20 protein-coding genes are annotated in these 24,535 nt (G+C 48.0%); 7 read left to right on the plus strand and 13 right to left on the minus strand.

Translation table 11 applies throughout. From position 1 onward, the window contains the following. Nucleotides 1-8: 8 nt before the first annotated feature. The 3 genes from NYE58_RS34395 (at nt 9) to NYE58_RS34405 (ending at nt 2,561) form a co-directional block, all read left to right on the plus strand. Nucleotides 9-326 carry a hypothetical protein gene (locus NYE58_RS34395; protein WP_076124017.1) on the plus strand — a complete coding sequence of 106 codons (318 nt, stop codon included), beginning with the start codon at nt 9-11 and terminating at the stop codon, nt 324-326. Between the two features lie 121 nt (nt 327-447). After that, nucleotides 448-924, plus strand: coding sequence for a DsrE/DsrF/DrsH-like family protein (locus NYE58_RS34400; RefSeq protein ID WP_036682046.1), 477 nt, complete (start codon nt 448-450; stop codon nt 922-924). 125 nt (nt 925-1,049) lie between these two features. Then, entirely contained in the window at nt 1,050-2,561 is a 1,512-nt protein-coding gene (locus NYE58_RS34405) for an aminotransferase class V-fold PLP-dependent enzyme (RefSeq protein WP_076219133.1), read from the plus strand. Nucleotides 2,562-2,573: 12 nt separating this feature from the next. Here the strand turns inward: NYE58_RS34405 and NYE58_RS34410 are convergent, their stop codons facing one another. Both NYE58_RS34410 and NYE58_RS34415 read right to left on the minus strand, forming a co-directional pair. Further along, nucleotides 2,574-3,485 carry an aldo/keto reductase gene (locus NYE58_RS34410; protein ID WP_076276250.1) on the minus strand — a complete coding sequence of 304 codons (912 nt, stop codon included), beginning with the start codon at nt 3,483-3,485 and terminating at the stop codon, nt 2,574-2,576. Nucleotides 3,486-3,544: 59 nt separating this feature from the next. After that, nucleotides 3,545-4,162, minus strand: coding sequence for a TVP38/TMEM64 family protein (locus NYE58_RS34415; protein WP_036682051.1), 618 nt, complete (start codon nt 4,160-4,162; stop codon nt 3,545-3,547). A 180-nt stretch (nt 4,163-4,342) separates the two neighbouring features. Here NYE58_RS34415 and NYE58_RS34420 point away from each other — a divergent pair, with 180 nt between their 5' ends. Next, a complete protein-coding gene (locus tag NYE58_RS34420) occupies nt 4,343-4,861 on the plus strand; it encodes a GNAT family N-acetyltransferase (RefSeq protein ID WP_341004091.1) in 519 nt (172 codons plus the stop codon). A gap of 222 nt (nt 4,862-5,083) precedes the next feature. On the opposite strand, the gene NYE58_RS34425 is transcribed toward NYE58_RS34420, so the two are convergent. Genes NYE58_RS34425 through NYE58_RS34440 form a run of 4 tightly spaced genes read right to left on the minus strand, consistent with a single transcriptional unit; the run spans nt 5,084 to nt 9,490 of the window. Beyond that, nucleotides 5,084-5,335, minus strand: coding sequence for a hypothetical protein (locus tag NYE58_RS34425; RefSeq protein ID WP_076219131.1), 252 nt, complete (start codon nt 5,333-5,335; stop codon nt 5,084-5,086). Then, complete coding sequence (gene hydA, locus NYE58_RS34430) at nt 5,335-6,762, minus strand: dihydropyrimidinase (protein WP_076276252.1); 1,428 nt, start codon at nt 6,760-6,762, stop codon at nt 5,335-5,337. The genes NYE58_RS34425 and hydA overlap by 1 nt, the downstream gene beginning before the upstream one ends. 2 nt (nt 6,763-6,764) lie before the next feature. After that, on the minus strand, nt 6,765-8,054 hold the full coding sequence (gene preA / locus NYE58_RS34435) for an NAD-dependent dihydropyrimidine dehydrogenase subunit PreA (RefSeq protein WP_076276253.1): 1,290 nt from the start codon (nt 8,052-8,054) through the stop codon (nt 6,765-6,767). A 44-nt stretch (nt 8,055-8,098) separates the two neighbouring features. Continuing rightward, nucleotides 8,099-9,490: an NAD(P)-dependent oxidoreductase gene (locus NYE58_RS34440; protein WP_076179221.1), complete on the minus strand. Its 1,392-nt coding sequence runs from the start codon at nt 9,488-9,490 to the stop codon at nt 8,099-8,101. A gap of 318 nt (nt 9,491-9,808) precedes the next feature. On the opposite strand from NYE58_RS34440, the gene NYE58_RS34445 reads away from it, so the two are divergent. Further along, complete coding sequence (locus tag NYE58_RS34445; protein ID WP_076181983.1) at nt 9,809-11,497, plus strand: PucR family transcriptional regulator; 1,689 nt, start codon at nt 9,809-9,811, stop codon at nt 11,495-11,497. Here the strand turns inward: NYE58_RS34445 and NYE58_RS34450 are convergent. The 6 genes from NYE58_RS34450 to NYE58_RS34475 all read right to left on the minus strand — a co-directional run bounded on the left by NYE58_RS34450 (nt 11,472) and on the right by NYE58_RS34475 (nt 18,181). Further along, nucleotides 11,472-12,830, minus strand: a complete 1,359-nt coding sequence (locus tag NYE58_RS34450) for an aspartate aminotransferase family protein (RefSeq protein ID WP_341004093.1) — start codon at nt 12,828-12,830, stop codon at nt 11,472-11,474. The two genes, NYE58_RS34445 and NYE58_RS34450, sit on opposite strands and share 26 nt — an antisense overlap. Nucleotides 12,831-12,861: 31 nt before the next feature. Beyond that, entirely contained in the window at nt 12,862-14,325 is a 1,464-nt protein-coding gene (locus tag NYE58_RS34455) for a CoA-acylating methylmalonate-semialdehyde dehydrogenase (RefSeq protein ID WP_341004094.1), read from the minus strand. A gap of 104 nt (nt 14,326-14,429) precedes the next feature. Next, nucleotides 14,430-15,530 carry an ABC transporter substrate-binding protein gene (locus NYE58_RS34460; protein ID WP_341004095.1) on the minus strand — a complete coding sequence of 367 codons (1,101 nt, stop codon included), beginning with the start codon at nt 15,528-15,530 and terminating at the stop codon, nt 14,430-14,432. Between the two features lie 136 nt (nt 15,531-15,666). Beyond that, nucleotides 15,667-16,584 carry an ABC transporter permease gene (locus NYE58_RS34465; protein WP_081387417.1) on the minus strand — a complete coding sequence of 306 codons (918 nt, stop codon included), beginning with the start codon at nt 16,582-16,584 and terminating at the stop codon, nt 15,667-15,669. After that, nucleotides 16,584-17,396, minus strand: coding sequence for an ABC transporter permease (locus NYE58_RS34470; RefSeq protein ID WP_051491222.1), 813 nt, complete (start codon nt 17,394-17,396; stop codon nt 16,584-16,586). The genes NYE58_RS34465 and NYE58_RS34470 overlap by 1 nt, the downstream gene beginning before the upstream one ends. A 2-nt stretch (nt 17,397-17,398) precedes the next feature. Next, the gene (locus NYE58_RS34475) at nt 17,399-18,181 is read right to left on the minus strand and encodes an ABC transporter ATP-binding protein (RefSeq protein ID WP_076218929.1); all 783 of its coding nucleotides are present in this window, start codon (nt 18,179-18,181) and stop codon (nt 17,399-17,401) included. A gap of 282 nt (nt 18,182-18,463) precedes the next feature. Between NYE58_RS34475 and NYE58_RS34480 the strand changes: the two genes are divergently transcribed. Then, entirely contained in the window at nt 18,464-20,056 is a 1,593-nt protein-coding gene (locus NYE58_RS34480; protein ID WP_341004096.1) for a histidine kinase N-terminal 7TM domain-containing diguanylate cyclase, read from the plus strand. Nucleotides 20,057-20,197: 141 nt separating this feature from the next. Beyond that, on the plus strand, nt 20,198-21,670 hold the full coding sequence (locus NYE58_RS34485) for an alpha-amylase (RefSeq protein ID WP_036682065.1): 1,473 nt from the start codon (nt 20,198-20,200) through the stop codon (nt 21,668-21,670). A 48-nt stretch (nt 21,671-21,718) separates the two neighbouring features. Here the strand turns inward: NYE58_RS34485 and mprF are convergent, their stop codons facing one another. Next, the gene (gene mprF, locus NYE58_RS34490; RefSeq protein ID WP_341004098.1) at nt 21,719-24,385 is read right to left on the minus strand and encodes a bifunctional lysylphosphatidylglycerol flippase/synthetase MprF; all 2,667 of its coding nucleotides are present in this window, start codon (nt 24,383-24,385) and stop codon (nt 21,719-21,721) included. Between the last annotated feature and the right edge of the window lie 150 nt (nt 24,386-24,535).

The raw sequence follows: 24,535 nt of genomic DNA on the forward strand, positions 1-24,535 counted from the left end.
CTGAGACTATGCATGTCCTGTCCTCTTCTGAATTAGCGGTAACTGCTATTTTCGCCCTTATTCTCGCAGTTATTGCCTACCTGATCATTCGGAATATCCCGAAGATGGTTGGCGATATTGCGGCTTTTCGCAAAAGAACACTGGTTTGGACCCAAGTTTCACTAGTACTAACGGTGCTTCAGTTGAATTTTAAAGCAGGCGATTGGCGCTTTTCTATCGTCCTTGGACTCATTGTGTTATTCACCGGAGCTATTTGGCTGTCCGCCCGTTATTACGACATCAGTCGCAATGCAGGTCCAGAATCTAAAGATCCTGAAGTACATTAGTAAATCTCAAGCTCCCGAAAGGGGGCTTTTTTTTATAATTTCAGAAAGCTTCTTCGCATAGTTCTCCCCCTCACAACCATACTAATGACATTCTAATAAAAGTAACGGGAGGATTATCAGGGTGAGCAAAAAAATCAATCTGCTAATGTTCAGTGGGGAATACGACAAAGCGATGGCTGGACTGATCCTAGCGAATGCCGCAAGAGATATCGATGTCGAGGTTACTATGTTTTTTTCATTCTGGGGTCTATTTTTAGTGCGTGATCCGGAGAAAATGACTCTTGAGGACAAGAGTATCTACGAGAAGCTGATGGATGTTATTACACCGAAGGGCCCTGGGCAGCTGCCGCTCTCTCATCTGAACTTTAGCGGGCTGGGACGAATGATGCTGGAGGAAATGATGGAGGAACAAGGCGCACCGAAGCTGATTCATTTTCTAAAAGGGGCTCGTAAAAAAAACATCAAATTCTATGCCTGCAAGCTCTCTGTGGAGATCATGGGCTTTAAGCCCGAGGAACTGCTGCCAGAGGTCGAAATCATCGATGCTGCGGCATATTTAAAAGATGCTTTAGAAAGTGATGTACAGTTATTTATTTAAAGTCTGACTAGGCTTTAACCCAATCCCCCATGCAGGCATATACTGTTGCCATAGAAACTACTGGCACGCCGAAAATACACCCCATTAACTTAACACTGACGGCGTACGGGCTGGAGGGAATATCCGTGCTAAACATCATCCACGCCTCTTCTGCAGAGACGCCCGCTTCATTACAAGACCATTTTGATACTTTTCGTGGTCACACCATCGGCATTCGGCATCAAATCAACACCCCTTATGGCAGACAGCCGCTTCTGTATGCCGATTGGACCGCAAGCGGGCGCTTATATGAACCGATCGAACGCAAGTTGCAGGAAGCCTTCGGTCCCTACGTCAGCAATCCACATACAGATTCCAACACCACCGGACTAATCATGACGCAGGCTTATAATGAAGCTCGCCAAATCATCAAGAACCATGTAAATGCTGGCCCTCAGGATGTACTGCTCTTCTGCGGCAATGGAACAACAGGAGCCGTGAACAAGCTGCAGCGTATCATGGGATTAAGGCTCCCGGAATGGCTACTGGAACATAATAACCGTGCACTGGAAGACCGCCCCGTTATCTTCACCAGCCATATGGAGCATCATTCCAATATTCTTCCTTGGCAGGAGGGACTTGGTGACGTCGTTACCATTCCCGCCGGAAAGGACGGAAATATTGACCCTCAACAGCTTGAAGACCAACTGCGACTGTACCCCAATCGCCGTTTCAAGATTGGTTCATTTACAGCTTGTTCTAATGTGACTGGAATTCAGACGCCTTACGCAAAGCTAGCGGCTACTATGCATCGTCATGGGGGCGTATGCTTTGTGGATTTTGCCGCCAGTGCTCCCTACGAGCCTATCAATATGCACCCCCCTTCTCCACTGGAGAAGCTTGATGCGATCTTTTTTTCTCCGCATAAATTTCTGGGTGGGCCGGGCACAAATGGCGTTCTAATCTTTGATGAAGCACTGAGCAATGGACGTATTCCTGACGAACCGGGTGGAGGTACAGTAGCCTGGGTCAACCCTTGGGGAGGACGCCGCTACACCAATGCGATTGAGATGCGGGAAGACGGGGGAACACCGGGGTTTTTACAGGCTTTTCGCACGGCACTTTGCGTTAAGCTGAAGGAGCAGATGAATGGAAAAGGTCAATATATGGTGATTAGAGAACACGAGCTGTGTCAGGAATTAATGGCAGGACTCCGCAGCATCCCGGAATGCGCGCTGCTGGCCGGAGATCATACAGAACGTCATGGAATCGTCTCTTTTACACTTCGTGATATCCATTACAACCTCGCTGTTCAGCTGTTGAATGACCGTTTCGGCATACAAGCTCGAGGCGGCTGCTCTTGTGCAGGTCCATACGGACATTACCTGCTTGGATTAGGGTGGACGCAATCCGCTCAGATTGCCGGAGCGATCATGAGCGGCGACCAATCCTTCAGACCAGGGTGGATTCGCATCTCCCTACATCCCATTATGACTAATCAGGAAGTAGAGAGAATTGTATCCGCTGTAAGGAGTATTGCGACCCATGTCCAGCAATGGAAGCAGGACTACCTTTACGATACTTCCACGAACAGCTGGAATCATATCTACGCGCAGCATTCACCCGAGATGAAGCTCCAAGAACTCTTCACCATGTAACAATCTAACTTATCACACGTTGCCCTTCACCATGTCCAAATCGGCAGCACTGGCATTGGAGATGACCTGTTCTACATTTTTGCAGCCCGGAATTACACTGGTTACTGCGGAATGCTGGAGACACCAAGCCAAAGCCCACTGCGCCATATCCAGACCTGACGGCACTTCATTAGCAGCAATTTCTGCTACTGCGCGCAGCTGCTTTTGTCTTACATCCTCTTTATGGTTAGCTCGCACATCACCCTGAGCAAAAACCGCATCTGGCTTATACTTGCCGCTCAAATAACCACTGGCTAACGGAACGCGAGCTAACACACCTAATTGATGCTCGATGCACAGCGGAAGAATCTCTTCTTCAGGTTGACGATCCAGCCGATTATATACTACTTGTATGGCCTCTGCTTGCACATCCGCTGCCGCAGAGGTCTGGTGCACCCCCGAGCCGGATGCACTGATCGACACGCCCAAATGACGGATTTTTCCGGCTTGCTTCTGTCTGTCGAGCATACTCCACAGCTTATCATTATCGAATTGCTCATCCGTTCCGGAATGGAATTGATAGAGGTCAACATACTCTGTTTGGAGTGCGCGGAGGGAGTCGTCCAGCTGCTTAAGCACATCCTCAGCACGCCATAGCTGTTCCCGCTGCAAATGCCCCTGAAAATGATGGCCAAATTTCGTAGCTACAACCCAGTCCTCGCGTTTGCGGCGCGCCAGATAATCCCCGATGAACTTCTCCGACAAGTGATCTCCGTAACATTCTGCCGTATCAATCAGATTAATACCCAGCTCTCCAGCCTTATCCAGCATGGCATCGACTTCAACCTGAGTGAAATCCTTGCCCCACTCTCCGCCAAACTGCCAAGTCCCTAGGCCAATCACCGAGACATTCATTCCTGTACTGCCAAGCTTACGATATTTCATCATCATTTCCTCCTTTATTCTATTTAAATTTAGGGATTCCAGTTAATTCGGACTCTATGCTAAGCTATCTTGTTCCCATCCTGTGCTGTTCTAGCAAAACGCGCTTCGATGGCTTTGACTCCCCATAACGACAGCCCGATAAACAACAGAACATAGATAATCTCCCACGGCTGGCGAATGAAACGTTCCAGATCGTTGCCAATGTATGAAACTGCGAATACCATAATCGCTTTGCCTACCGTGAGCGCAAGAAGATACGAACGGAACCTCATCCCGGCAAGCCCCGCTGCCATATTAATCACAACAAAAGGCCCTACCGGAAATATACTAAGCAGAAAAACATAGCTAAATCCGCTTTGCCGCACCCACGTCATGCTTTTGGCTACTTTGGGCCGCGCTGCCCATTTTCGTAAATAACGATGGGAGGCTACTTTGCGGATAATCCAAAAGGTAGTCACACAGCCTGCAACCAGACCGATCCAAGAATACAAAAAACCTAACCATAAACCATATACGGCCCCATTTAACCCTACGATCGCAATAGTTGGCAGTGGTGGTATAAATGATTTCATAAACGTTAACGCAATGCCCGGAAAGGGCCCAAACGAACGATATTGTTCAAGCAGATGCCGCAGATTATCCTCTGTCAGCCAAGACATAATATCAAGAAAATACATAACCAGCTGATCTCCTCATCCGATTGGAATTCTTAACACTTGGTCTCAATTATACACGAAGTTACGTTCATTCCTACAGTGCCGCCAATATAGAGTGAGCAACCGGGACTAATTAAATGACAGGGAGAAAATTCTTCGTTACTATAGACAAAAATACATATTAGACGGGGGCATAAGGTTATGATCATTCATTCAGAAACGTTGGATCTGCAAACTACCACTGAGCAGGATTTAGCGTTCGTTCTAGCCATTGAACAAAGTGAGCTTAATCGTGCCTATATCGGACAGTGGAGTAAAGAGGAGCACATTACGGCTATCCATGATCCAGATATCCTGCATCTTACAATTTGGGAGAGGTCCGGGAAAAGAGTCGGCTATATCATCGTATCAGGACTTCAAGATATTCATCTTACCGTTTGTATTAAACGAATCGTCATCCATTCCAAGGGCTTTGGGTATGGCAAACTGTCGCTTCGTCTCGTGAGCGACTGGATCTTCCAGCACACCGAGACGCATCGGCTATGGTTGGATGTTAGAGATCACAACCACAGGGCTCGCCATGTCTATGAAAGCTGTGGCTTTACACTGGAAGGGACTCTACGTGATTGTATGAAGGTTGAGGGACTTTTTGAATCTCTGCATATCATGTCCATATTACGGTATGAGTATATAGAGCGTGAGCAGCAGCGACAGAAATAGATTAGGGGAAACCTCCCCTAATATTCAGCGAATTTGAGCAAAATCGGCGTATTTCAGTAATTTTTAGGGAGGTTTTCCCCAAAAAGTGTATGCCGCGATGATAATCGGCTATTTTCAGGGAATTTATTTCCTCGCCCCCTTTCAGGAGCACAATAAAAAGCCGAGCAGTAGGCCCCCCCTATCCTGCGCAGGCTCACTACTCAGCTTTCAATTCCATTTCCCTCAAACCTCTCCACTGTAACAACCCGCCTGCTCACCTTCCGCCTTCAGCCCCGCAACCACAAGGGTTGTCACGTACTTACGGGCATCCGCTGTGAGTAGTAACAGCTCTACCGAGCTTTTAGCCGGCTCCCCTCTGACAAACTTTATTCGGGCACCGTCCAAACCCTCTTGGATGCCGGCAATCGTATATCCTTTAAAAAGCAGCCCATCAATCTCCTGCTGTTCTTTGGCATATTCCGCAAAAGCAGACACTAGACAACACCTCCGCTGATTTCTGCCTTAGAAGGAAGAGGAGCCTCCGCTGCAAAACGTTTGCGTTTCAAATATTTTCCCGAACCTGCTTTGCCGACAAATTGTTTGTCACGAATAACAAATTCGCCTCGACTGAGAACAGAAACAGGCTCTCCCTTCACTTCAAAGCCCTCAAACGCATTATAATCTACGTTCATATGGTGCGTGTCCGCAGAAAGGGTTCTTTCTACAGAAGGATCAAAAATGACCAGGTCAGCGTCACTACCTACTGCGACCGTGCCTTTTTGCGGATACAAGCCAAACAGCTTGGCGCTAGAGGTAGCAATAATGTCTACGAATTTGTTCAATGAGATCCGGCCTTTCTGCACACCTTCCGAATATAGAATTGTAAACCGGTCCTCAATGGTCGGCCCACCGTTCGGGATTTTGGAGAAATCGCCTAGCCCCAGATCCTTTTGTCCTTTGAAATCAAACGAGCACTGGTCAGAGCCAATCGTCTGCAAGCTGCCGCTCCATAACGCATCCCACAAAACATCCTGATTCCACTGCTCACGCAGGGGCGGAGACCACACGTATTTAGCACCTTCGAAATTAGGCTTTTCCAGTGCCGTCTGATCCAGCACTAAATACTGTGGACAAGTCTCGCCGTAGACGCGCAGTCCCTTTTTACGCGCTTCAGCAATCTTCCAAGCAGCTTCCGCACAGGTCACGTGTACAACATACAGCTGAGAATCTGTCAGTTCGGTTAGATAAGCTGCGCGTCCCGTAGCTTCACCCTCCAGCTCCGGCGGGCGGGTCAGCGCATGAAAGATCGGATCAGTGTTGCCTGCGGCCAAGGCCTGCTCAACAAGATATTCAATGACATCTCCATTCTCCGCATGCACCATAACGAGTGCACCTTCTTTTTTCGCAGCTTGAAGGGTCTTAAAAAGTGTGCCGTCATCCGCCTGAAAAGTATTCTTATAAGCCATAAATACTTTGAGCGAGGTAATGCCTTCATTCTCAATTATCTCCGGAAGCTCACCCAGTACTTTATCGTTTAATTCTGAGACCATAAGGTGGAAGCTGTAATCAATCACCGCTTTATCCTGCGACTTATGATGCCATGTATCTACGGCTTGCTGTAGCGGTTGTCCTTTGGTGGTTAAGCAAAAATCAATGACTGTGGTCGTTCCGCCATATGCAGCCGCAATAGTTCCCGTCTCAAAATCATCAGCTGTAACCGTGCCGCCAAAAGGCATATCCAGATGGGTATGAGGATCAATGCCTCCAGGAAAAACATAACACCCCGAGGCATCTATAATTTCCGCACCAGGGGCATCCAAATGAAGGCCAATCTCCGTAATAACCCCGTTTTCAATCGCCACATCGCCTGTATAAGTATCTGCTGCGGTAACGATGATGCCATTTTTAATAATCTTTTTCATCCTTACACCACCTCCACTTCCGAATAGGTGCCATTCAAACTGCCGATCACTTTCTGCCGCTGATTCCAGGTCAGTGGAGCTGCCCCGGTATCCACTGGAACCATATCGATCGCGCCGTCTGCTGGACAGACAATAGAACAAAGATTACAACCTACACAATCTTCCTCGCGGACCTGTAGAATAGCTTTCCCATCTGCATTAGTTAACATATCAATACACTGATGTGAAGCATCTTCGCAGGCAATATGGCATTTATTACAGTTGATGCAGTTGTTCTCATTAATACGGGCAACTACCTTATAGTTGAGATCCAGATCACCCCAGTTGGAGTAACGGGATACCGATTTACCGATTAACTCTGTTACGGAAGCCAAACCTTTGTCATCCAAATAGTTGTTCAGGCCATCGATCATTTCCTCTACAATCCGGAAGCCATGATGCATGACCGCTGTACATACTTGAATGCCCGTAGCACCCATCAGCATGAATTCAACAACATCCTGCCAGGTCGAAATCCCTCCAATACCGGAGATAGGAATGCCTACTCCCCGGTCACGGGCACACTCGGCCACCATACTAAGCGCAATTGGTTTCACAGCCGGCCCGCAGTAACCGCCATGTGCACCCTGACCCCCAACATTCGGAATTGTGTTCCAGCTATGAATATCTACACCAGCAAGACTGTTGATCGTGTTGATCATACTAATCGCGTCTGCTCCACCCTTAACCGCATGGCGGGCAACGACGGTGATATCCGTAATATTAGGCGTCAGCTTCACAATCACCGGGGTCGTTGCAACTTCTTTTACCCAGGTGGTCTGTGCCTGCACCAGATCAGGCTGCTGCCCCGAAGCAGCGCCCATTCCACGCTCAGCCATCCCGTGCGGACAGCCAAAGTTAAGCTCCAGACCGTCTACACCCACATCCTCTACCCGCTTAACAATCTCATGCCATTTATGCTGCGATGGTTCTACCATCAGGGAGGCTATAATCGCATGATTCGGGAATCTTTTTTTCGTTTCATAGATTTCCTTCAGATTAACTTCAAGCGGACGGTCGGTGATCAGTTCAATATTGTTAAAGCCCGCAACCCGTTGCCCATTGAAATTTACTGCCGCAAAACGCGATGAGGTATTAATGATCGGATCGCCGAGCGTCTTCCACACCGCACCGCCCCAACCTGCTTCAAAGGCCCGCTGCACTTGATAACCTGTATTCGTAGGCGGCGCGGAGGCCAGCCAGAACGGATTCGGTGATTTGATTCCTGCGAGATTAATACTTAAATCTGCCATGATGTTCCCTCCCTGTCATGTAAAATCCAATTTGATTTCTACGCTCAGCCCGCTGATCTAACAACGACCTCCTGCTGGCCTGAGAATTGTTTAACAATCGCATGGGCTGCATCTTTTCCCTGCTGTGCCGCTGACACAACCATGGCCTCACCCTTACCTGAACCAAAAATAATGTCCCCAGCGGCATAAATCTGCGGATCGGAGGTTTGGCAGGTGACCTCATCCACCTTAACAACCCCACGGTCATGCATAAGACCTAAGGAATCTATTAGATCCAGACGACGCTTTTGACCAATAGCTATTACAACCGCATCTACAGGAATCAAGAACTCAGAACCCTCGATCGGCATAGGTATTGGACGCCCATCTTTGCCCAGCTCCTCCGTCAGCTTCATCTGCACACATTCCAGTGCGGTTACATTCCCAAGCTCATCACCCACGATACGTTTCGGTAAGGTAAGCCAGCTGAACTCCACACCTTCCTGCTTCGCGAATTCATATTCAAAGTCATATGCCGTCATCTCTTCGCGGGTCCGGCGGTAGACCATTTTCACATTGGTGGCTCCCAGCCGCACTGAGCAAGTCGCTGCATCAATAGCCGTATTCCCTGCCCCAATGACAGCGACCCGCTGACCCATCAGCTCTAGCAGAGGAATGCCCGTCTTAGTAGATTCTACAAGCGCAATAGCGTCATAAACTCCAGCCATTTTTTCACCTTCAATCCCTATTGGAGGCACATATCCCATACCCGCTGCCAAAACGATAGCATCATAATTCGACTTCAGCTCATCTACAGAAACATCCACTCCGACTTTTACACCTGTACGTATTTCCACACCCAGCTTCTCTACCTGCTCTACTTCCCAAAGAGATACAGACTGCGGGAGCCGAAACGATACAATCCCATGTGTATCCAGCCCACCCGCTAACGCCTTTGCTTCGTAGATCACAACAGCAAAACCTTCACGGGCGAGCTCCCTAGCCGCAGACAATCCCGCAGGACCACCACCAATTACGGCTACCTTTTTCCCATTAGGGGTGCCAGCCTTAAATAATTGAACTCCGCTGTTCATCGCCCAATCTGTCGCATAACGCTGCAGCAGTCCGATTTGGATCGGCGCCGAGGCATCATTTAACACACAGGCTCCTTCACACAGCTCATCTGTAGGACAAACACGAGCACAGCTGGCACCCACAGGATTGGAATCCATAATCGTCTGTGCCGAGCCTTTCAAATTGTCAGTAGCGATCCGTTTGATAAAGGAGGGAATATTAATGCTGGTCGGACATGCTTTTATACATGGGGCATCGTAGCAATATAGACAGCGATTAGACTCATCCAAGGCACCTTTATGGGTCAGAGGCGGCTCAGCCTCGGCGAAATTGCGCATGAACATATCAGGTGTAAATGCTGTTAACGGAGATGAATGCTCCATCACTAGTCCCTCCTTATGGGTAATTTTTCATATTAGTGTTATATAATATAACATTATTTCAAGTTTTGTCTGAATATTTTGCTTACATCTTTAATTTATTGTAGTAATATAAGCATTAACAGAAATTATCTCTCAACGTTCTTCCTGACTAGGTTATATATACTGACATCCGTTAATCAAACTATAGTCATTTCGAATTTTCGTTGCATTAGACACTTTGTCTAATTTCAAAACTGTATTTTTTACGTGTGAGAATAGGCTGAGAATAACAAGGCGTTAGCCGAAGGCCAGAGCGCAGAAGATCGAGGGGGAGTAACTATGGACTGGGAGCTTGTATTAACCATTCGTGACGCTTTAAAAAGACCACTATTCGCAGAAGCCGAGGTGATCGGCGGGAAAAGCGGCCTAAGCCGTGCCATTCGCTGGGTGCATGTGCTGGAAAGTGCCAACTTCGAGACTCTGATTCATGGCGAAGAAATGATTTTGACTACGGGGATTGGTGCAAGTGTCGATCTCCCTTCCTCCTTGGAGTTTATGCAGAACCTGATCGACAAAAATGCAGCTTGCCTATGTATTGAGTTAGGTACGTATTTCAGCACCATCCCGCAAGAGATGATCGACTTAGCCGACAGGCATGACTTTCCGCTAATCATCTTCACCCGCACGGTTCGTTTCGTAGATATCACGTTGGATCTTCACTCGATTATCATTAACCGGCATCACCGGATGCTCCAAGAACTTGAAAAAATCTCACGTGAATTCCACCGCCTGACCTTAACTTCACAAGGAACGCTGAAAGTGCTGCAATTATTGTGCAAAAGTACCCGCACACAAATTGTCTATATGCAGCTGCAAGGCAAACCCTTATTTTTTCCGGCACTTCCGCCGGAAGAGCAGGCTCCATTACTGAATTTTTTCACCGCCTTCGGCGACGAGCTGGAAGGAATTCAACCTGACGTTGCCCCCTATATCCGGGAATATGGACAGAAGACCATCGCGCTCAAGCCTGTAGGTGCGCTGGATCAGACCTGGGCTTACATTCTGATGGTATGCAATCACAAACCACAGGAGTTCGACTGTCTGCTGCTGGATTCCGCCTCTTTGTCCATTGCACAAGAGCTGCTGCGGACGCGGTATATGGAGGAGCGTAAGCTTTTTTCAGAAAATCTATGGGTCGACGAGCTGATCAATGGCCGCATCGAAGATGATAACCGCTTAAAGGGCCTGATCGGCTCCAATTTCAACGTGGTCAACGAGCTCCCTTACCGTGTATGCCTTATAGAGATCAAGAATCCCAGAGATGTAAAATGGAACAGCTCGGAGAACGAATGGGAGTCCATTACCTTCCACCTTTCGCTCATCCTGCGTTCCATCTTTGAGAAGTATTCTTTACGTCCGCTGATCACCCTTAAGAACAATCGCCTCACCGTCATCGCCCTCGATATCCAATCGAAAATGCCTGGAAAAATGCGACTTCAACAAGCACTTGAAGCCCTGCAGAACATCCGCTCCGATGAGAAGCTCAAGGATTTGCAGCTCGTCATTGGAGTCAGCAAATCGCATAAGCGCCTAAAACGAGCCTATTCCGGTTATCAGGAAGCCCTACAGGCATTGTCGTTATACTCCTGTTACCAGAAGTCACTACTCTTCTATGAAGAGTTGGGTGTATTCCAGTTGCTGTTGAGCTTAAATGACGGAAAAACGTTGCAGAACTTCATTCGCAGTTATCTCGGCCCGCTAATCGACCACGACCAAACCAAAGGCAGCGAGCTGCTGCTTACCCTTCGTGTTTATCTGGATCATGATGGTTCCAAACAAATTGCCGCTCGAAACCTATTCATTGTCAGACAGTCCCTTTATTATCGCCTGGACAAAATAACAGAGCTACTGGGTGAAGACTTCATGCAGCCAGAGAATCGGATCTCCATTCAAGTCGCCCTGCGCGCTTACCAATTTCTATATCCAGACAAAATCACTTTACCTAGCCCCCGTTCAGCACAGATTTAAAGGTATCGATAATAAATTCTATATCTTCATCCGTGGAGGATAACGGCGGGGCGAAGGTAAGCACGTTGTTGAACCCAGCTACGGTATCGCCATTTTTGCCGATGATAAGCCCCCTGGACTTACATTCGGCAATAATTCCTTTCACAATACTCAGATCTACCGGTTTCTTACCGACCTTGTCTTCAACCAGCTCAACCCCTGTCACCAAACCAAAGCTGCGGACATCACCTACAAGCTTGTGATCAAGCAGCTCAGTAAATTCTGTATTTATTCTTTTACCTAAAAGATCCGCACGTTCCACCAGCTTCTCCTGCTCGATAATTTCCAGATTACGCAGCGCCAGCGCACAGGAAGCAGGGTTACCACCAAAAGTATTCACATGGCGAAAATGCCCATAGTCATCGCTATTGTCCTTAAATACCTCATAGATATCCTTACGAACAGCAGTGGCAGATAGAGGAAGATAAGCGCTAGTCAGTCCTTTAGCCATCGTTACGATGTCAGGCTTCACATTAAAGTTGTGATGACCAAACTTACGTCCAGAACGTCCGAATCCACAAATCACCTCATCCATAATGAGCAACACACCGTGCTTACGGCAGATTTCCTGCACCCGATCCAAATAAACCTGATGCGGTACAATGACGCCACCACCCGTAATTACAGGCTCCATAATCACCGCAGCTACCGTCTCCACGCCTTCCCAGATGATCATATCCTCTATGGACTGTGCACACTGGAGGTTGAATTCTTCCACAGTCATCCCGGCCGGGCGGCGATAGCTGTCCGGGGGAGCTACATGCAGAAAACCACCCGCCAACGGTTCATATTTATATTTGCGCTGGGCCTGGCCCGTTGCAGATAATGCCCCAAGTGAACTGCCATGGTACCCACGATAACGGGCAATGAATTTATGGCGATAATGCTGGCCGATTTGCTGCTGGTACTGGCGGGCCATTTTGAAAGCAGCCTCATTGGCTTCCGATCCACTATTGGAAAAAAAGATCACATAATCGTCTCCGAGCCACTCATTCAGCTTCTCCGCCAGTGCAATCGCCGGGAGATGACTTTGTGTCAGAGGAAAATATGGCAGGGTCAGCAATTGATTGTAAGCAGCTTCCGCCAGCTCCTTGCGCCCGTATCCCACATTTACACACCACAGGCCAGACATCCCGTCCAAAAATCGATTGCCCTGTATATCTGTAATCCACGACCCACTTGCCGAGGCGGCAATCATAGGCGGATTCTTTTCACTATAAGGCGTAATGTTGTGCCATAAAAATTCCTGATCCTTCTTCACCGCAAGCTCACTATCGTTCCCCAGAATCTGCATAACATTTTCTCCTCTCAGCAGCTCATTTTCTCTAATAACGGGCAGTGATCATCTTTTTACGCGTATAGAACTCCACCCCATCACGCCCATTGGCATGCAGGTCTCCGTAGAACGATTTCTTATAACCCGAGAAGGGGAAAAATGCCATGGGGGCAGGCACACCCAGATTCACACCCAACATCCCTGCATCAATTTCTTCCCGAAATTCACGGATCGCCTTTGCGCTATCTGTATAAATACACGCCCCATTCGCGAATGGGGATTGATTCGTTACCGCAATCGCTTCACTCAGACTTTTCACACGAATCACAGACAATACCGGCGCAAAAATTTCATCCTTCCAGAGGGTCATTCCCGGCTGTACATGATCAAATATCGTCGGCCCGATAAAATAACCCGCACCACCCGTAGCCGCATCCTTCCGCCCATCTCTCACAAGCTTGGCTGCCTCAGCTTCACCAGTCTCAATGTAATAAAGCGTCCGCTCCTTATTCGACTGGCGAATTACCGGACCCAAAAACACCCCGTCATCCGCGCCATTACCAATTTTAAGCTCATCCGCAGCCGCAGCCAGACGGTTCACTAGCTCGTCAGCGATATCCTCATGAACCACTACGACCGAGCAAGCCATACACCGCTCACCTGCCGAACCAAAGGAAGCCGCAATGATATTTTTGACCGCATTGTCCAGCTCCGCATCAGGCAGCACAATCGAGTGATTCTTGGCTCCAGCTAGCGCCTGCACCCGTTTTCCCTGCGCTGTCCCTGTCTTATATACATATTCCGCAACTGGCTGCGAACCCACGAACGAAATCGCCTTCACTTCATCATGCTCCAGCAGCCCATTCACAACCTCGTACGCCCCATGTATCACATTCAGTACACCTGGAGGAAAGCCCGCTTCGGCAAATAACTCTGCCAGTCGATTAACCAGCAGCGGCGTACGCTCAGAAGGCTTCAGCACAAAGGTATTTCCACAAGCGATGGCAAGCGGAAACATCCAACAAGGAACCATCATTGGAAAATTAAACGGGGCAATTCCCCCGATCACCCCCAATGGATAACGGTACATCCCGGATTCAATACCGGTAGCAATGTCCGGAAGCTGACTGCCCATCATCAACGTGGGGATGCCTGCGGCAAATTCCACACACTCAATTCCACGCTGCACCTCACCTTGCGCCTCTTCCAGACTTTTGCCATTCTCCAGCGTAATCAGCTCGGCCAGCTCATGCCAATGCTTTACCAGCAGCTGTTGATATTGAAAAAAGTAGCGGGCACGACGCGGCACAGCGACCCTTTTCCACGCTTGAAATGCCGCCGCAGCCGCTTCTACCGCCGCACCCAGCTCTTCCTTACTGGAAATGGGCACATAAGCAATCACTTCACCTGTCGCCGGATTATAAACCTCTTCATCTCGCCCGGACGACGATTCTACCCAAGCTCCATTCACATAATTCTTAACTCTTTCAGCCTGCGTTACTAGGAGAGACATAGCTCGCACCTCTTTCTCTGTTTCAGATGCACTGATGGACTGCTGATTATAATAGATGACCGCCAGATCAGGCGGCCATCCACTATAACATTAAGCTCAGTTAGTTATTTTGCCGCCATTTCTACGATTTCGTTCGTATAAGCCTCATCTACCTTAACCGGTTCTTTAATGACACCAAATTTAAGTGAAATATCAGCGGTTTGCTGGAACGCCGCCGCATCGGTATATCCCATTTTGGCACTGTCAAAGCCTTCAGGCAGAATCAGCTTGGCAACCTCAGTCATCATTGTCAGCTGATGTTCCTTCGTCGTACTGCCGTCTTCCGCTTGCTTCATCACACTGTCCACGGCGGCTGCAGGATCAGTAATTGCATCTTTCCAGCCCTTCAGGGAGGCACGCACAAACTTTGCCGCAGTCTCTTTGTTCTCCGCAAGCCATTCCTTATTCGCGAACAAGTTATCCTCAAGCATTGCAACGCCTTCTGTATTCATGTCAATGACATTCAGATCCTCAGCCTTAATACCTGACTCCAACACCACTTGGTACTCGTTATAAGTCATCGCTGAGGCCGCATCGATCTGATCGGCCAAGAACTGATCCATCGTGAACCCTTGCTTCGTAAAGCTTAGGTCCTTATTCGGATCGAACTTATATTTATCGAATAACGCTAATAGTTCAAATTCGTTGCCACCCATCCAGTTGCCGACTTTTTTACCCTTAAGATCAGCGGCTGAGTTAATGCCAGCAGTTTTTTTGGAGACCAGGATCAATCCGCTCTTTTGATAGATTTGCGCGATCTGCACCAGCGGCATTCCCTCTTCAAGACTCGGCAGCAAGCTGGCTACCCAACCCACACCGATATCTGCGGAGCCACCTGCCACTTGCTGTTCCGGAACGATATCAGGCCCACCCGGCAGAATTTCTACATCCAAGCCTTCTTCCTTGTAATATCCTTTATCCTGCGCCACAAAATACCCAGCGAATTGCGCCTGCGGCACCCATTTCAGCTGTAGCTTCACTGTAACTGGATCAGCAGCCGGTTCAGTAACAGCACTTGCGTCAGGAGCTGCTGAAGCTTCAGGGGCAGTCGTAGCTTCAGCTGCCGAGTTATTATTGTTGCCACCGCAACCCGCCATTAAAGAAACACTCAACATCATCACGATTGCCAACAAACCACCACGAAATTTGCGTTTTTTCCCGTTCATCAATCGAACTCCCCCTATCGTAATTTAAGTTTGTAACAAGCACAGTATGGACAATCATCGTGGTGCGTTTATGCATACAGCCGTGGGCGGTTTCTCTTTTCCATTCCCGCTATGGCCGGATGTAATGAGGGGAAGATTAAGTACGCTGCGAAGGATGCCACTTAATGAATACTTTCTCCAGCCGCTCAACCACTAAATAGAAGAGCACGCCTGCAATTGCAGCCAACACAATACAGGACCACCCCAGTGGCATTTTGGCAACTTTAATGGAATTGGATAGCAGATATCCAAGCCCTTTTGAGGAGAAAAAGAATTCCCCAACAATGGCGCCAATCATACTGGCAGTAGCATTAATCTTGAGTGCTGTAAATACATAGGGCAGACTGCTCTGAATCCGCAGATAACGGAACACTGCCGGTTTACCTGCCGCATAGGAATGCATCAGATCCAGCGCCAATGGATCAATCGCCGCCATACCTTTATAGGCGTTGATCGCCATCGCTGCCATTGTAGTTGCTGTTACTATGGCAATTCGTGAGCCTATCCCATCTCCAAACCACAAATTCATGATGGGCGCGAGGGCGACGATAGGCACAGCATTTAGGGCGGCAACCAGCGTCAAGCTTCCACTCCCCCAGCGCGGCCAAGCTGTCGCGACTAAAGCGATCAGGAAGCCGATAGCAGAACCAGCCAACATTCCCAGCACAGCTTCAGCAAGAGTGTATCCGGTATAGGACAGCAACAAGCTGAAATTATCCCGCATGGTTTCGGCGATGGCTGTAGGCAGCGGGAGTTGATATTTTTTCAGATCAAAGATCTTATGAAAAAATTGAAATTCCCATAGTGCAAGAAATAACAGACCTGCCAGTACAGGCAGCAGCACCCCTGCGCTAAATATCCTCTTCAGCATCCGTGAGCCGCCGCGACTCGCCGTAGCTTCCGCAGGTTTCGGAACGGTTACAGCATTCTTTGGTGTAGCCGTTAGCGCCGGCTGAGCCATTTCTTTACCAGTAGAGCCTATAAACGTGGTCTCCCGAACGGAGTTAGTTTCCATTAGCGGCTGCCTCCTTTCGGACGATATTCAGGCTGCCAAGGCGTTACCAGGCGTTCTATCAGACTGATTAACCAGTAGCTTACGATTCCCAGCAAGGCACCCACAATCACCGTAGACCAGAACATATAGGTGTGAGAGCTTCCATAATAGAGATTGCGCAGCATAATTACACCAATGCCATGCTGGGCACCCATAAGCTCCACCAGAATAGCTCCAGTCACAGCAAGTGGGGCAGCTATCTTAAGCCCACCGAACAAACCCGGCAAAGCCGCCGGGAATCTGAGTTTCCAATAGACCGCCCAAGGTTTCGCCGCGTAAGAATGCATCAATTCGAGCGCTGATGGATCTACACTCCGCAAGCCGCGCAGCATGTTCAGAGCCACGGGGAAAAAGGTGATATATCCCGAAATAATAATCCGCGAGGTCTGCTCATCGCGCACAATCCCGTAGATGATGGGCGCCAACCCCAGAATCGGAATCATCTGCGAGGCAATAGCATAAGGAAAAGTTAATTGCTCTATTGTCTTCGACAAGCTCATCAACACCGCCAATGAGGCACCAGCTACCGCTCCAATCAGGAAGCCAACACCAGCATTACCGAAGGTCGCAGCCCCTTCCTTCAAGAGCGTGCCTCCATACTGCCATAAGGTAGCTAACACCTCATGAACATATGGCAGCTTGGACTGTGCTAACGGCGTCTCCACCACATGGAGCAGCATCCAGGAAGTCCCTTCCCAGACTAGCAGCAGGCCAAAAATCCAGACGAACAACGGCAGCAGACGGCCTCGCACAAAGATACTGCCCCCTTTCATCACTACACCCCTTCGAAGCTGTCGCGAATACGTGCGATCAGTTCGAAAAACTCTGGGCTATTTCTCATTTCCGCCGTTCGCGGACGTGGCAGAGGAATTTCGACCACAGCGGACAAGCGACCTGGATGCGGGGAAAGAACAAACACCCGGTCAGAGAGGAATATAGATTCAGGAATACTATGAGTTACAAAAACAATTGTGTTCTGCACTTTACTCCAGACAGACAATAACTCTTCATTCAATCGCTCACGCGTAAATTCATCCAGTGCAGAGAACGGCTCATCCATGAGCAGAATTTCCGGCTCCATCGATAGCGCTCTGGCAATCGCTACACGCTGCTGCATCCCGCCGCTGAGCTGCCACGGATATTTATCCGCAAAGCTCTGCAGCCCCACCAGATCAAGAAGCTCCATCGCCTTTTCCTCACGTAATGACTTCTTTACCCCCATCAGCTCCAGTGGCAATGTGATGTTATGCTTCACTTTCCGCCAGTCGTATAACACTGGACTTTGAAAAACAATGCCATATTTTTGCGCCAGCCTGGCTTCTCTGGCACTTTTCCCAGCTACCACAATGTTCCCGCCTGTTGGTGCTATGAGATCGGCCATCAGTCTAAGCAGCGTCGTTTTGCCACATCCGGAAGGTCCGAGCAGGGAGACGAACTCCCCTTTTGCAATATCAAGACTCACCTGATGCAGGGCAAGCACTTCCGCAGCTTCTGTCCGATAACGCATTTCAACATTCTCCAGCTGAATCTCAGGAATATTTGTCGCTAGTGATGACATCCTCAGTCCCCCCTTTTCAAAATAAGCCATGTTTATAATGTTATATAAACTGACGCTATTTAGATAAAATAAAGAAAACTTCTATTGCATGTAGTATTAACTAACATGTTACACGCTGCTCACTGGACTCTCACTAGACAATTAGTAAAATAGCTCCTGTTAAATTGCGTCATTTTGTCTAGGAGACATTTTTTTCACCACAAACCCGAAGTATTTTTTTTATATCCGCAGATATGTGGTAATATTTATCCATATCTTTCCTCGGTAGGTGACAATAGACCCATGGGATCTATAATCTCGAATTATATTGTAATTGTTGCTATATCAGGTGTGCTGAGTGTCTTACTAGCCCTTTTCGCCTATTATAAAAAAACTGATTTCTTAGGAATCAGGGCTTTTGTTATAAGCTCCTTTACCTCTGCTATTTACACCTTCGGTTTCGCATTAGAATTATCGGGGAAAACTCTGGAGGAAATCAGCTTCTGGATTAAGTTAGAATATCTGGGGATGCCCTTTATTGCGCCGGCTAGTCTAATCATGGTGATCCATTTCGTTGGGCTGGAGACGCTGTTTAAAAAAGGCATACGGGCGGCGTTATTTATCATTCCATTCATTACAACGCTGCTGGTCTGGACCAATGATTACCATCATCTCTTCTATAAATCCATTTATTTACGGGAAAATACGCCCACCCCACTCGTTGATGTTGTGATGGGACCTTGGTATATCGTTCACGGCAGCTTTACTTTCGGCTGTCTGCTGTCAGCCATTTGCCTCATGATATGGCAGTGGAACCGGATGAAAAGGGTATACCGCAGGCAGATCATCACAATAATAATCGGGTTAAGCCTTCCAACCCTCGGCGCTTTTTTGTATCTGATAGGCTTGACTCCTTACGGAATGGATCCCGTCCCGATCATTATGAGCCTAACCTCCTCCCTATATATTTGGGCTATTTTATCCCGGGGCATGTTAACGGCTGCACCTATTGCTCGTGAGAATCTGTTCGAGAGCATGCGGGAGGGAGTACTTGTCACCGACCGCTCGGACATGCTCGTCGATTACAATCGTGCAGCCGCGGATATGATAGAGGGGCTCAACTCCTCATCGATTGGCAAACCGCTAGCACAATTGTTTCTTAACGCAGGCAAAGATGCCTTGTCCTATGTGATGGATGCCGAGCCACTGTTGCGCGAAGAACGGGAAGTGGCTTGGAACAAAGCAGAGGAGATCTGCTATTATCAAATCCGCTCCTCTCCGGTACAGAAACAAGAAGGGCACATAGCAGGACAGATGATCATGCTGATTGACGTGACTGAACGAATACTGCTTCAGGAGAAGCTGCGTCAATTGGCTACGATGGACAGCCTAACGGGTATCTATAACCGCTCCTATTTTTTGGAGCTGAGTCAAGCATTGCTTGCCCGGGCTGCCAGCCTGCGAAGCTCATTATCTATGATTTTGCTGGATGTGGACTTCTTCAAGAGCATTAATGACCGCTATGGGCATCAATATGGAGATCAAGCTCTACAGCATATTGTCCAGGTGTGCAGCAGACATCTGCGGGAGGGAGATCTCTTTGGCCGTTATGGTGGTGAGGAATTTGTGATCTGTCTGCCAGAGACGTCACTGAAGCAAGCAGCATTGCTCTGCGAAAATATCCGCGCGGATATTGAACAAAGCACCTTATATACCGTCATCGGGCCCATTAATGTGACCGCAAGCTTTGGAGTTGTGGAGGCCCTAAATCCAGAGGCCACTCTAGAAGAACTGCTATCTGAAGCCGACCATGCTCTCTATAGCTCCAAACGGAATGGACGCAACGCTGTGCATCTCTCCCAAAGGTCAGAAATCATTCTTTTCAAGCCTGTTTAATGACAATCATGTCCCTTCCTGCACATTCAACAACTGGCCTTATTTTTCATAGTCTGTTTTTAAGTTTAATAAGAGTTATCTGAAAAACTAATCAGAGTGTTGAGAGTAAAATTTGCTTGATGGGATATGGAGGCGTAAGAAATAATGAGGAACCATACAATGATGCAGTTTTTTGAATGGCATGTTGCTGCGGACGGGAAACACTGGGATCGCTTAAAAGAAACTGCACCCGCGCTAAAAGCCGTAGGCATTGATTCTGTTTGGGTACCTCCTGTGACAAAGGCCGTCTCCGCTGAAGATACAGGCTATGGCGTGTATGATCTATACGATCTGGGCGAATATGACCAAAAAGGTACGGTACGCACCAAATATGGCACCAAACAAGCACTGATCAACGCAATTTCGGAATGTCAAAAGAATGGCATCGCCGTTTACGTTGATTTGGTGATGAATCATAAGGCTGGCGCGGATGAAAAGGAAGTATTCCAAGTCATCGAGGTCGACCCCAATGATCGGATGAAAGAAATTTCGAAACCTTTCGAGATTGAGGGCTGGACAAAATTCACCTTCCCTGGCCGCGGGAATGAACACTCTGCCTTTAAGTGGAATCACAATCATTTTAACGGCACTGACTTTGACGCCAAAGAAGAGCGAACCGGCGTATTCCGTATAGTAGGCGAGAATAAAGCGTGGAATCAGAATGTTGACGACGAGTTCGGAAACTATGATTATCTAATGTTCGCTAATATTGATTACAGCCATCCGGAAGTCAAAAAAGAAATGATCCAATGGGGAAAATGGCTGGTGGATACCCTCCACTGCAGCGGCTTCCGCTTGGACGCCATCAAACATATCAACCATGAGTTTGTTAAAGAATTCGCGGTAGAGATGTTTAATAAATGCGAGAAGGATTTCTATATCGTCGGTGAATTCTGGAATTCCGACTTAGAGTCCTGTCGACAATTTCTGAATACCGTCGATTATAAAATTGACCTCTTCGATGTATCCCTTCACTACAAGCTGCATTCAGCTTCTTTGGAGGGCAGAAACTATGATCTGACCAAAATTCTTGATGACACACTGGTGCAGACCCATCCCACCAATGCTGTAACCTTCGTTGACAATCATGATTCTCAGCCTCACGAAGCCCTGGAATCCTGGGTAGATGATTGGTTCAAGCAAAGTGCTTACGCGCTTATCCTGCTGCGACGGGATGGATATCCTGTGGTCTTTTACGGGGATTATTATGGGATCGAAGGACCAACACCTGTAGCAGGTAAAAAAGATGCGATTGACCCTCTGCTGTATACCCGCTATCACAAAGCTTATGGTGAACAGAAGGATTATTTCGATCATCCTAACACGATTGGCTGGACACGGCTCGGCGTGGAGGATATTGAACACTCCGGTTGTGCGGTTGTGATCAGTAATGGTGAGAATGGCCAGAAGAGAATGTTCGTAGGAGAACATCGCGCCGGTGAAGCATGGGTGGATTTCACCCATAACCATAAAGCCACCATAACCATTGAAAAAGATGGTTGGGCGACCTTCCCGGTCAATGGCGGCAGCGTCTCCGTCTGGGCTTTGCCAGATGCAGAAGCTGACAAGAAGTAAACCTGATTAAAAAGGTGCCCAACGCCGTTTGGCGTTGGGCACCTTTTTTTAGTTATTCGTTTTATGCTCCGGATGGCGGGATACAAGCCTCACCAGATCCAGCGTTAAGACGGGTAATGTTAGGGACGCTGGATAAGCTAAGTAACGCGGCTCCCACTCCGGATTGAACTTTTCCTTGTAACGACGCAATCTGGCAAAACCGTAACCATGCCCATGCCCACCTCTATTAAACACTTGATGAGCCAGCTTCTCCTCCTTCAGAGCTCCGGGGTCCTGACCCCCACTGGATGATAGAGGAGTGTTGCCTAGATTAAATCGCCGATACCCCTTGGACTTCGCCCATTCCAGCATACAAACCAATAAATAATCTACCGTCCCGTTTGGCACATTCTTCCGCTGGCGCAACAAATCTACGGACAGGGTCAATCCTTGATCATACCCTGGGGCAATAGAAGCAAATGCCAGTATTGTACCTTTGGTGTTCCGCAGCACCACAATGGGAGCCCGTTGCAGATACTCGACCTTAAACCACCCTAACGAATAACCCTTTTCCGCTCGGCCATTCAACCACTCGTCCGAAATCGTTCGCAGATCTCTCAGCAAACTATCAGCATGCGGCGCTTCTGTAATTTCAACAATCATGCCTTCCCGTTCAAAACGATCGCTTACCCTTTGCAGATCACCATTCTTCAGATCACTGAGTGCAAAGTTATCAAGGCTTATCACTGCCTCTTCACCCAGCTTAAAAAAGCGATAGCCCTGCTCCTGATAGACCGATAAAAAAGCAGGTGAAGCTTGATAGAAAACTACAACCAGACCATACTGATCTGCAGCTTGTCTAAATTCACTGACGGCTTCACTTATTAAGCTTCTCTCTCCCAGCGGATCACCCAGCACAACGAGTTTATCCCTAACTCTGGCGAAAGCGAGCAGCACTTTATCGTTCTGAGCCCAGAAGAAGCCCTTATCACCCAAAAACAAAGTATGAGTTAAGGTATTGCCTTGAACTCCATCTAGAAAATGTTTCAGCTTAGCTACATCCAAGGTCCCGAACAGCTCGTTCTCCTTATGATGGGGCCTGAGGTTTACCCACATTATGAGCAGTACCCAAGACAAGACCAATCCTCCCACTGCCGTAAATGCAACATGACTATATCGCTGCAACCATTCAGGCTGTACACCCGGAGGCAGATGCTTCAGAAATCCACGATGTACATAACAGCCCATCAGATAGTAGCTTAGTGCAATTACTGAAGTGAGGGCAAACCACCGGATCGCGCTCTGTCTGCTGATTGGCGCACTAATCCGATAAAACCGCGATCTGGATATCCAAAGAATAAGCGCTACTATAAGTAGCAAAAGCGCCTCTTCATAATCAAAACCCTTAGTGACTGCAAACAATGATCCAATAAACAGAAGTATGCTAGTCCATACATATGCACTATGGACCCGCAATGTAATGCCCCGCGACAATAAAATCAGCATAAAACCAATAAGGACAGACAGATGATGAGAAAGCTGCATTACCGGAAACGGCAATATTTCCTCCGTAATCTTCAACCTATACAGCAATCCGGGTACTGCTGCAGATAGTAAGAGAATAAGCCCGCTAGCTAGTACCAGCTTACCAAGAGCCCACATCCCAAGATCGCTCAGAAAGGTATACTGACCCGGCCAGCCCCAGATCTTCTGCCATTTGTTAAGAGAGGGTTCGAACCCTGGAACTGAACGATCTTGATCCTTTTTTCCTTGCAGACCAATTTCCAGTGCAGCCAGCACCAATCCAATCAACCAAGGAATGACATAATAAAACAATCGAAAGATGACAAGCACCGCCATCGCCTTATCGGTCTGGTAGCCAAGCTGTGTCAGCCCGAGCAAGGCGATAAGGTCAAATGCACCGATACCGCCGGGTGCCATACTCAAGATTCCGGCAATAGCAGCAATCGTAAATATACCAAAGATAGCTATAAAATGGACCTCATCCAAGAGATGGCTGCTGATGGTCCAAAACGTCACGCCAGCAAAGCTCCATTCCAGAAAGGAAGCACCGACGGAGTTAACGACTGTAAGCCAGGATGTTCTGCCTTTTCCCCGGTTAATCCATTTCGCATAAAGCGATGAGCGCTGCACAAACACAAAAACCGGCAAATAAAGCGCCATACCCCATACTGCAAATACCAGCCAGCGATGTTCTTCCAGCAAAGCCGTTGCCGGGAGTAAACCAAAGATATTCGCCCATGAAAGTAGTGATAACCCGGTAATCATAAGCGGCGAAAGAAATACAATGGCGGGTGTTAGCACGGAGGTCGGCACTCCGCTTTTTTTATACAGCAGCGTCCTTAAACCAACTCCAGCCAGACCTGCAAACCCAATCAAGTTATTAAATGTATTAGCAATCCATGCATACCGAAAGGTACTCCACAGCCCTACTTTTAAACGAAAATGTGCCCGAATCAAATAATCATAAGCACTCATCACAGCTACGGAAAGAAGTGAAAAACCAATCATTTGCAAAATAGCAGACGTAGGTACTCGCCTTAGTTCACGCATTATAAGTCCTAAATGAACCTGCTTCAGCTCATGTTGCCCCTCCCAGTATACGAACGCTATGATAGCCACTGGAAAAAGAGCTCTGACCGCCCGGATCCGATAGATAGATAAGATCAGTCTTACAATTTTGAATCTTTCTAATGTCTGTTGCTTTGAATGCATGAGCCCACCTGCCTTTACCGCTGACACACGTTGTGCTAGACAATTTTTACAACTAGTCCATTATAGCAATTCTTGGAATAGAAGACCCGTGATAATCAACACCTACTCTATTAGACTGCCAGCAAATCCCTAACCCCTGCAACAGTTAAA

The organism is Paenibacillus sp. FSL L8-0708 (genome assembly GCF_038009325.1).
In the GTDB taxonomy this organism is placed as follows: domain Bacteria; phylum Bacillota; class Bacilli; order Paenibacillales; family Paenibacillaceae; genus Paenibacillus_AQ; species Paenibacillus_AQ odorifer.

Bases quoted from the DNA above. Each gene is read 5' to 3' on its own strand.
- NYE58_RS34395 (WP_076124017.1), top strand. From the start codon at position 9: ATGCATGTCCTGTCCTCTTCTGAATTAGCGGTAACTGCTATTTTCGCC.
- NYE58_RS34410 (WP_076276250.1), bottom strand. From the start codon at position 3,485: ATGAAATATCGTAAGCTTGGCAGTACAGGAATGAATGTCTCGGTGATT.
- NYE58_RS34415 (WP_036682051.1), bottom strand. From the start codon at position 4,162: ATGTATTTTCTTGATATTATGTCTTGGCTGACAGAGGATAATCTGCGG.
- NYE58_RS34420 (WP_341004091.1), top strand. From the start codon at position 4,343: ATGATCATTCATTCAGAAACGTTGGATCTGCAAACTACCACTGAGCAG.
- hydA (WP_076276252.1), bottom strand. From the start codon at position 6,762: ATGAAAAAGATTATTAAAAATGGCATCATCGTTACCGCAGCAGATACT.
- preA (WP_076276253.1), bottom strand. From the start codon at position 8,054: ATGGCAGATTTAAGTATTAATCTCGCAGGAATCAAATCACCGAATCCG.
- NYE58_RS34440 (WP_076179221.1), bottom strand. From the start codon at position 9,490: ATGGAGCATTCATCTCCGTTAACAGCATTTACACCTGATATGTTCATG.
- NYE58_RS34445 (WP_076181983.1), top strand. From the start codon at position 9,809: ATGGACTGGGAGCTTGTATTAACCATTCGTGACGCTTTAAAAAGACCA.
- NYE58_RS34450 (WP_341004093.1), bottom strand. From the start codon at position 12,830: ATGCAGATTCTGGGGAACGATAGTGAGCTTGCGGTGAAGAAGGATCAG.
- NYE58_RS34455 (WP_341004094.1), bottom strand. From the start codon at position 14,325: ATGTCTCTCCTAGTAACGCAGGCTGAAAGAGTTAAGAATTATGTGAAT.
- NYE58_RS34460 (WP_341004095.1), bottom strand. From the start codon at position 15,530: ATGAACGGGAAAAAACGCAAATTTCGTGGTGGTTTGTTGGCAATCGTG.
- NYE58_RS34465 (WP_081387417.1), bottom strand. From the start codon at position 16,584: ATGGAAACTAACTCCGTTCGGGAGACCACGTTTATAGGCTCTACTGGT.
- NYE58_RS34470 (WP_051491222.1), bottom strand. From the start codon at position 17,396: ATGAAAGGGGGCAGTATCTTTGTGCGAGGCCGTCTGCTGCCGTTGTTC.
- NYE58_RS34475 (WP_076218929.1), bottom strand. From the start codon at position 18,181: ATGTCATCACTAGCGACAAATATTCCTGAGATTCAGCTGGAGAATGTT.
- NYE58_RS34480 (WP_341004096.1), top strand. From the start codon at position 18,464: ATGGGATCTATAATCTCGAATTATATTGTAATTGTTGCTATATCAGGT.
- mprF (WP_341004098.1), bottom strand. From the start codon at position 24,385: ATGCATTCAAAGCAACAGACATTAGAAAGATTCAAAATTGTAAGACTG.